Raw genomic sequence first — 8,284 nt, forward strand, 5'->3', positions numbered from 1 at the left:
CGCCAGTGATCGCGAACGTGACTCCGCACCGGCGGGCGAACGCCTTCGCCCAGGCCCTGGAGGATCGGACCCCGTCCGACCCTTCGGAACCGGACCCGGCGGCCGAGCAGTCCGAGGCACCTGCCGAACCTGCCGACCACGACCGGCTGTTGGCCTTGGCGAGCGCACTCGGCGAAATGCCGCGCCCGGTATTGGACGCAGACGTCAAAGTGGTGCAGCGAGCCCAGCTCGTTGCTGCCATGGAAGCCATGGTGCTGGAGGAAAGGGCCGGGGGCGGTGCCGCCTCGGACCCTCTGGTGCCCGAACAGCGGACCGGCCGCGGCGCCCACCGGGCGACCTCGCTCCGGAAATTGCGGCCCCGCTCCCGCTGGTCCAAGGGCATCGCAGCGGGAGGCCTCACCGTGGGTGTGGCCGCAGGGGCCTTCAGCGGAGTGGCCGCTGCCAGTTCCGACGCCCTGCCCGGTGATCACCTCTACCCCGTGAAGCGGGGCATGGAGGACCTGAAGCTCGGCCTCGCGGACGACGATTCGGACCGGGGCGAGCTCTTCCTCGACCAGGCCTCGAACCGCCTGTCCGAAGCCCGCCGGCTGATGGAACGCGGCCGGACGGGCGTACTGGACCACGAGTCCCTGGGCGAGATCCGGCGCGCGCTGACGCGCATGAAGCACGACGCGTCGGAGGGGCACCGGCTCCTCCAGGCGGCCTACGAACGGGACGGCTCGCTCGGCCCGATCCAGGCACTGTCCTCGTTCTCCCACTCCCACCGCGACGTGTGGGGCAAGCTCCGGGAGAAGCTCCCACCACAGCTCACCGACGTGGGCGGTGAAGTGGAGTCGGTCTTCCGGGCCATAGACGATGACGTGGCGCCGCTCCAGTCCCTGCTGCCCAAGCCCCCGGAGCAGACCCGCGGCTCCGGTTCCGGCTCCCCGGCCGCCCCGTCCAAGCCCGGCACCCCCGGAGGCAAACAGCCCTCCGCACCGGCCTCGGGCACCCCGTCGGGCAGTGCCGCTCCGTCCCCCTCGGGCGGCAGCACCACGCCCCCGGCCGTCGGCGGCCTCCTGGGCGGTACGGGTGACCTGCTCAACCCGCCAGCGGGACGGCCGGCCCAGCCCCCCTCGGCGACCCCGGACCAGCCCAAGCCGGAGATCACCCTCCCGCCCCTGCTCCCAGGCCTGCTCCCGGGCCTGGGCCTCAAGGCGGAGGACGCGGAGTAGAGGCAGGCCGAAGGCGAGGCTGCGCACGCGCGCAGCCTCGCCTTCGGCACATCCAGCCCCGCCGGCGTCCGAGGCGCGGGCTCCGGGGCGGAGCCCCAGCACTCAACGGTCAGAAGAACACGGACCGTCTCTGCACCAACAGCTTGTACAGCGTGTGCTGGATCTGCTCCCGCACCTGGTCCGTCAGGTTGAACATCAGCATCGGGTCCTCCGCCGCCTCCGCCGCGTAGCCCGCCGTGGAGATCGGCTCACCGAACTGGATCGTCCACTTCGTCGGCAGCGGCAGCGCCCCCAACGGCCCCAGCCACGGGAACGTCGGCGTGATCGGGAAGTACGGGATCCCCAGCAGCCGCGCCAGCGTCTTCGCGTTGCCGACCATGGGGTAGATCTCCTCCGCCCCCACGATCGAACACGGCACGATCGGCGTGCCCGCTCTCAGCGCCGTCGACACGAACCCGCCGCGCCCGAAACGCTGGAGCTTGTACCGGTCCCCGAACGGCTTCCCTATCCCCTTGAAGCCCTCCGGCATCACACCGACCAGCTCCCCGGCCTCCAGCAGCCGCTGCGCGTCCTCCGCGCACGCCAGCGTGTGCCCGGCCTTGCGCGCCAGCTCGTTCACCACCGGCAGCATGAACACCAGATCCGCCGCCAGCAGCCGCAGGTGCCGCTGCGCCGGATGGTGGTCGTGGACGGCGACCTGGAGCATCAGACCGTCCAGCGGCAGGGTCCCCGAGTGGTTCGCCACGATCAGCGCACCACCCTCCTTCGGGATGTTCTCGATGCCCTTGACCTCGACCCGGAAGTACTTTTCGTACAACGGCCGCATCAGGGACATCAGAACCTGGTCCGTCAGCTCCTTGTCGTAGCCGAAGTCGTCGACCTCGTAGTCCCCGGTGACCCGCCGCCGCAAGAAGGCCAGCCCGCCCGCGATCCGCTGGTCCCAGCCGGCGCCGCCGCCCTGCTTCGGGATGGCGGCCTCGACCGGCGGGGCCTGCTCGACCGTTGCGACCGGCTCGGCCGGCGGGGCCACCCGCACCCGCCGCCCCACGGGCCGCCGGCGCGGCCGGTCCTCGTCGAACGGAATGACCTTGGCGTCCGCCACTATCGCTGCGCTCCTTCCACCACGTCCACGTCATCGGCATCCACGCCGTCCACCTTCAGCACGGCGGCCAGCCGTTCCACGGCCCGCCCCATCCGATCCGGCGGCAGCAGACCCCTGCCCCGGCTCCGCGCGAAGTCGGAGAAGGTCTCGGCGGTCGTGTACATCGGCTCGAATCCGAGCACTTCCCGCATCTGCGTGGTCTCCACGACCCGTCCGTGCGTCAGCAGCCTTATCTGCTCCGGCGAGAAGTCCGTGACCCCGACCGCGCGCAGCGCCGATCCGGCCCACGTCACCGCGGGCAGCAGCAGCGGCAGCGTCGGCCGCCCCAGCCGCCGCGAACACTGCGACAGCAGCAGGACACCGTCACCCGCGATGTTGAAGGTCCCGCTGTTCAGGGTCCCGCGCCTCGGCTCCTGGGCCGCCAGCCGCAGCACGTCCAGCACATCGTCCTCGTGCACGAACTGCAGCCTGGGGTCGTAGCCCAGCACGGTCGGCAGCACAGGGATCGAGAAGTACTCGGCGAGCGCCGAATCGGCGAAGGGCCCCAGGATGTTCGCGAACCGCAGCACGCACACCGCGACGTCCGGCCGTCTGCGCGCGAAGCCCCGTACGTATCCCTCGACCTCGGCGGCGTCCTTGGCGAAGCCGCCCGCCGGCAGGGACTTGGGCTCGGTGGTCTCGGTGAACACGGCCGGATCCCGTGAGGTGCCCCCGTACACGCTGGTACTGGACTTCACCACGAGCCGCCGTACCGTCGGCGACTTCTGGCAGGCCCCGAGGAGCTGCATCGTCCCGATGACGTTCGTTTCCTTCACGGTGCTGTGCGCACCGCCTGTGCCCGCACTGCCTCCGGTGACCGCCAGATGGACCACCGTGTCCACGGCGTGCTCGGCGAGCACGCGGGCGATCGACGACTGCCTGATGTCCGTACGGACGAACTCGGCTGCTCCGAGTCGGTGCGGCGGTGTCACCGCGTCGACCGCGATCACCCGCTCCACATCGGGATCCCGCTGGATCCGGCGCACGAAGCGCCCTCCCAGCTGCCGGGCAGCCCCGGTGACCAGCACGACCTTCGCCACGAGCTCAGCGCCTCCCTCGAAGAAGTCCCCCGGCTGCACCGCAGCCCCTCCACCAGGATGGTGGAGGGGCTGCGGAGAACACGTACAGCTGCCGTTTACTTCTTGTTACGGCGCTGGACGCGGGTGCGCTTGAGCAGCTTGCGGTGCTTCTTCTTAGCCATCCGCTTGCGCCGCTTCTTGATAACAGAGCCCACGACTACCCTCGCTCACTTCTCGGAACATCCCCGCGCTAGCGGGGATCGGTGCGGGGCGTCTGGGCCCACACGACCTACGTCGGCCTAGCCTACCCGCCCAAGCCCTGAGCCTGTAATCCGAGCCCTGCCGAAGCCAGTCTCAGGCCGTCTCCACCCCCACATAGGACTCTCGGAGGTACTCGTGGACCGCCTGCTCGGGCACCCGGAAGGACCGGCCCACCCGGATCGCGGGCAGATGACCGCTGTGCACCAGGCGGTACACGGTCATCTTCGACACTCGCATCACCGAGGCGACCTCCGCCACGGTAAGGAACACGACCTCATTGAGAGGCCTCTCGCCAGCAGCCATGACACACCTTGACCTTCCGCGCATGACGGGCACCGGCTTCCCCTCCGGTTACTCCTCGTCGTCGCACGCTCACTCCCCAGAGTAGGGGCGCGTGATACGAGTGGGGAAGAGGAGCTACAGCCACTCCTGCCCGCCCGGCAGACTGGCCCGATCGAGCACGTAGCGAGTGAGGGGCCGGTAGTAGTCCGCGCGGACCGCGTCATCAAGCGGAACGGTCACCGAGACCAGCCCCTCGGCCTCCGCCACGAACAGCGCGGGATCGTCCGTATCCGCCAGACCGATCGCCTCCACACCCAGCTGACCTGCACCGCAGACCCACCCGTGGTCCCCCACCACCAGTTCCGGCAACGGCCCGCCGGCCTCCGCCAGAGCCCCGAGCGCGATCCGAACCGGCAGCGGCGAGTGGGTGTGCGCGCCGGTGGCACTCCCGGGCCGCCGCGCGCCGGGCTCCCGCACCAGTGCGACCCCCCGTACGTAATCGATGCTGTACGTGCGTACGCCGAACCGGGTCGCCATGTCGATACTTACCCCCTGCGCCGGAGTGAGGACAACACATCCCGCCGCCGATAACGCCCCCGCCAAGCAGGCGTAGAAGCCCAGGAGGCGATGCGGGTGACCCGTCCCGAACAGCACCGGCGACCGCGCCCCGGCCGCGTCCCGCAACCGCCCGGCGAAGGCGTCCAGCGCTGCCACCGTCCGCTCCGGGTCGATCACGTCCGGCCCGCTGACGTGCGCCGGATCCGCCGACACCCCGCACTTGCGGGCCATCAGCCCCAGCAGATCACCCTCGTCCCAGCACCGCTCCGGCTCCAGCCCCAGCAGCACCCGGGGATCCCGCGCCGCGAACAGGCGGTAGCTGCGCAGACTGACCTCCCGCGAGGTGGCGATCGGCCCGGCCAACCGGGCGGCCAGCAGATGCGCACGCAGCGCGCCGGTGCTCAACACCCTCCGATGCTGCCCCACCACACCTGGCGGCTCATCACTTCAGGCGAACAGCCCCACCGTTGGCGTAACGCCCGGCCCTCAGGCGAGCATTCCGCGCAACGGGAACACGGCCCGCCGCGTCGCCAGAACGGCCTGATCCGTACGGTCCGCCGGGTCGTAGCCCGCGTCCCAATCCCGCCACGAGGGCGTCCGCCCGTCCGTCATCCGGGCCGGCGCCAACTGCCGCGTCCGCGCGTACGCCTCCTGGCGCCACGACGCCGGAACCGCAGTCTCCGGGTCCACCGGCCGGTGCGCGGCGATCGCCACCAGATGCGTCCACGACCGCGGCACCACATCCACCACCGCGTACCCGCCGCCGCCCAGGGCCAGCCACTTCCCGTCCGCGTACTCGTGCGCCAGCCGGTGACAGGCCTCCTGAACGGCCCGCTGGGCATCCAGGGACACCGCCAGATGCGCGAGCGGGTCCTCGAAATGGGTATCGGCCCCGTGCTGCGTCACCAGCACCTGGGGCCGGAAGTCCGCCAGCAGCTCCGGCACCGTCGCGTGGAACGCCCGCAGCCAGCCCTCGTCACCGGTCCCGGCGGGCAGCGCCACGTTCACCGCCGATCCCTCGGCCGCCGGCCCGCCCGTCTCCTCCGGCCAGCCGGTCTGCGGGAACAGCGTCCGCGGATGCTCGTGCAGGGACACCGTCAGCACCCGCGGATCGTCCCAGAAGGCCGCCTGTACGCCGTCCCCGTGATGGACGTCCACATCCACGTACGCGACCCGCTCCGCGCCCAGCTCCAGCAGCCGCGCGACGGCGAGGGCCGCGTCGTTGTACACGCAGAAACCCGCCGCCCCGCCCGGCATGGCGTGGTGCAGCCCGCCCGCGAAGTTCACCGCGTGCTCGGCCTCCCCGCGCCAGACCGCCTCCGCCCCCGCCACGGACTGCCCCGCGATCAGCGCGGAGGCCTCGTGCATCCCGGGAAACGCCGGATCGTCCACCGTGCCCAGCCCGTACGAGCCGTCGGCCACCCCCGGATCGGCGGACACCTCGCGCACCGCCGCCACGTAGTCCTCCCGGTGGACGAGCTTCAGCGTCGAATCACCGGCCCCGGCGGCCGCCCGTACTTCCATGGCCCGGTCCAGCCCGAAAGCACGCACCAGACCCATGGTCAGCGCCAGGCGCACCGGATCCATCGGATGGCTCGGCCCGAAGTCATACCCCGTGACCGCCTCGTCCCACATCAACAGCCCGCGCCCGCTCATGCCCGACACCGTATCGGGCCTCCCTCGGCCCGAACGAGCGGGCGTAGAACAACGTGATCAGGACGAGGACCATCGGCACCAGCATCGCCCCCCGGTAGCTCCAGGCGTCCCCGATCCCGCCGACGAGCGGGGACCCGATCAGGAAACCGACGTAGTTGAAGATGTTCAGCCGGGCGATCGCCGTGTCGGACGCCCCCGGACCGTAATTCTCGAAAGCGTGCCTCCCGGCCGCCGCGAAGGTCTGCGGCACGATCACGCACAGCCCGATCCCCAGCAGCGTGAACCCGAGCATCCCCACCCACGGCCCCGGCGCCACGGCCACCACCGCGAACCCCGACGCGGCGACCAGCGCCCCGCCCCGCACCACGGCCGCGGCCCCGAACCGGCGCACACCCAGGTCCCCCACGGCCCGCCCGATCAGGGTGGTCACCATGTAGACGTTGTACGGGACGGTCGCCAGCTGCTCCGAACTCCCCAGCACGTCCTGGAGGTACTTGGCACTCCAGTTCGCGACGGTCGAATCCCCGATGTACGCACACGCCATCACCAGGCACAGCGGCAGCAACAGCTTGAACCCGCCCGCCCCCAGCCCCTTCTCCGCGCTGACACCCTCACCGCCCCGGTCGGCGTAGTACCGGCTCGCCCACAGCACCAGCGGCACCAGCACCGCCACGGCCGGCAAGTACGAGACGAACAGCCCCAGATGCCAGTGCGCCCCGGCCCACGCGGCCGAAGCCCCCACGATCCCGCCGAGGCTGTACGCGGCATGGAAGCCCAGCATGATGCTGCGCCCGTACGCCTGCTGCAGGCTCACCCCGAGCATGTTCATCGAGGCGTCCAGCGCACCGACCGCCAGCCCGAACGCCCCCAGCGCCACGGCCACGTGCCACAACTGGTCCCCGGCCCCGACCCCCAGCAGGGACAGCAGCACCAGCGGCTGCGCCCACCGCAGTACGACGCTCGGCGCGACCCGCTTCACCAGGTGCTCCGTGGCGACGCTCGCCACGCCCGCCAGGATCGGCACGGCCGCCAGGAAGGCGGGCAGCAGCCCGTCGGATATCCCGTACCGGTCCTGGATGGCCGGGATCCGGGTCACGAGCAGCGCGAAGGCGACACCCTGCGCGAAGAAGCTGACCCCCAGAGCGCCGCGCCCCCGGCGCAGCCACACATCACCCGTCATGGCGCGTCAGCGTAGGCCCAGGGGCTACCCGTGGGTAGAGCGATCACACGGGCAGTTGCAGAAGCCCCGGGAGCTGCATCATGTCCCCGAAGTAGCCGGTGGCTCCGGGCAGCTGCTCGGCGGGCAGCATCGCGGTGAACGCGAAGACGTCCATCCCGGCGGCCACCGCGGCCTGGATACCGAGCGGGCTGTCCTCGATGACGACGCACCGCGCGGGCTCCACGCCCATCTGCCGGGCCGCGTGCAGGAACAGGTCCGGGGCCGGCTTGCCCTGCCCGACGTCCTCCGCGCTGAAGATCCACTCCTCCTCGAACCACCCGTCGAGGCCGGCGGCCCGGTGGCCGACCCGGATCCGCTCGTGACTTGAGGAGGAGGCCAGGCAGTAGCCGACCCCACTCGAGGTCATCGCCCCGAGCACGTCCTCCACACCGGGGACGGGCTTCAGCTCGCGCTCGAACGCGGCGAAGATCCGCGCGTGCAGGGTCTCGTCGAACTCCGCCGGCAGCTGCGCCCCGGTCCGCTCCCGGACGAGGTCGTGCACCCGGTGCACGGCCGAACCCATGTAGTCGCGGAGCGACTCCTCGTAGGAGGTCGGGTGCCCGAGCTCGGTCAGGTACCCGGCGAGGATGCTGTTGGCGAGCGGCTCACTGTCCACCAGCACGCCGTCGTTGTCGAAGATGACGAGGTCGTAGCCCATGCACCCACCCTACGAGCCGTCAGCTCAGGTCCACGGCAACCCGATGCTGGTGAACGGACGAACGCCGAAAAGATTTCCCAACCGCCGGAGCGGGCCGGCCCCCGGACGGCCCAGGTCCTGGGCCGGGAACCTGCCCCAGAACGCAGAAAAGCCCCGCACCATAAGGTGCGGGGCTTTCCCACAATGATTGTTCGGCGGCGTCCTACTCTCCCACAGGGTCCCCCCTGCAGTACCATCGGCGCTGAAAGGCTTAGCTTCCGGGTTCGGAATGTAACC

9 protein-coding genes and 1 rRNA gene are annotated in these 8,284 nt (G+C 71.0%); 1 reads left to right on the forward strand and 9 read right to left on the reverse strand.

The features are described 5' to 3' along the window. Positions 1-5: 5 nt before the first annotated feature. A complete protein-coding gene (locus tag AB0D94_RS33910) occupies positions 6-1,214 on the forward strand; it encodes a DUF5667 domain-containing protein (RefSeq protein WP_362060306.1) in 1,209 nt (402 codons plus the stop codon). 109 nt (positions 1,215-1,323) lie between these two features. On the opposite strand, the gene AB0D94_RS33915 is transcribed toward AB0D94_RS33910, so the two are convergent. The 9 genes from AB0D94_RS33915 to rrf all read right to left on the reverse strand — a co-directional run. Continuing rightward, entirely contained in the window at positions 1,324-2,316 is a 993-nt protein-coding gene (locus AB0D94_RS33915) for a lysophospholipid acyltransferase family protein (protein WP_362060309.1), read from the reverse strand. Further along, positions 2,316-3,395: an NAD-dependent epimerase/dehydratase family protein gene (locus tag AB0D94_RS33920; protein ID WP_362060312.1), complete on the reverse strand. Its 1,080-nt coding sequence runs from the start codon at positions 3,393-3,395 to the stop codon at positions 2,316-2,318. Before AB0D94_RS33920 ends, AB0D94_RS33915 begins: the two co-directional genes overlap by 1 nt. A 95-nt stretch (positions 3,396-3,490) precedes the next feature. After that, complete coding sequence (locus AB0D94_RS33925) at positions 3,491-3,589, reverse strand: AURKAIP1/COX24 domain-containing protein (RefSeq protein WP_003948845.1); 99 nt, start codon at positions 3,587-3,589, stop codon at positions 3,491-3,493. A 139-nt stretch (positions 3,590-3,728) separates the two neighbouring features. Then, entirely contained in the window at positions 3,729-3,938 is a 210-nt protein-coding gene (locus tag AB0D94_RS33930; RefSeq protein ID WP_031145511.1) for a helix-turn-helix domain-containing protein, read from the reverse strand. A gap of 114 nt (positions 3,939-4,052) precedes the next feature. Continuing rightward, entirely contained in the window at positions 4,053-4,883 is an 831-nt protein-coding gene (locus AB0D94_RS33935) for a phosphatase (RefSeq protein ID WP_362060316.1), read from the reverse strand. Between the two features lie 78 nt (positions 4,884-4,961). Further along, on the reverse strand, positions 4,962-6,131 hold the full coding sequence (locus tag AB0D94_RS33940) for an acetoin utilization protein AcuC (RefSeq protein ID WP_362060319.1): 1,170 nt from the start codon (positions 6,129-6,131) through the stop codon (positions 4,962-4,964). After that, positions 6,082-7,311 (reverse strand): MFS transporter, encoded by a 1,230-nt coding sequence (locus AB0D94_RS33945; RefSeq protein WP_362060321.1) that lies wholly within the window; start codon positions 7,309-7,311, stop codon positions 6,082-6,084. Before AB0D94_RS33945 ends, AB0D94_RS33940 begins: the two co-directional genes overlap by 50 nt. Positions 7,312-7,354: 43 nt before the next feature. Then, on the reverse strand, positions 7,355-8,008 hold the full coding sequence (locus AB0D94_RS33950) for an HAD family hydrolase (RefSeq protein WP_362060323.1): 654 nt from the start codon (positions 8,006-8,008) through the stop codon (positions 7,355-7,357). A 189-nt stretch (positions 8,009-8,197) separates the two neighbouring features. Continuing rightward, positions 8,198-8,284 (reverse strand): 5S ribosomal RNA (gene rrf / locus AB0D94_RS33955); the annotation flags it as partial.

The organism is Streptomyces sp. NPDC048255, from assembly GCF_040652415.1.
GTDB lineage: Bacteria > Actinomycetota > Actinomycetes > Streptomycetales > Streptomycetaceae > Streptomyces.

Coding starts and splice junctions, on each gene's coding strand:
- AB0D94_RS33930 (WP_031145511.1), bottom strand. CDS start 3,938: ATGGCTGCTGGCGAGAGGCCTCTCAATGAGGTCGTGTTCCTTACCGTG.
- AB0D94_RS33940 (WP_362060319.1), bottom strand. CDS start 6,131: ATGAGCGGGCGCGGGCTGTTGATGTGGGACGAGGCGGTCACGGGGTAT.
- AB0D94_RS33945 (WP_362060321.1), bottom strand. CDS start 7,311: ATGACGGGTGATGTGTGGCTGCGCCGGGGGCGCGGCGCTCTGGGGGTC.
- AB0D94_RS33950 (WP_362060323.1), bottom strand. CDS start 8,008: ATGGGCTACGACCTCGTCATCTTCGACAACGACGGCGTGCTGGTGGAC.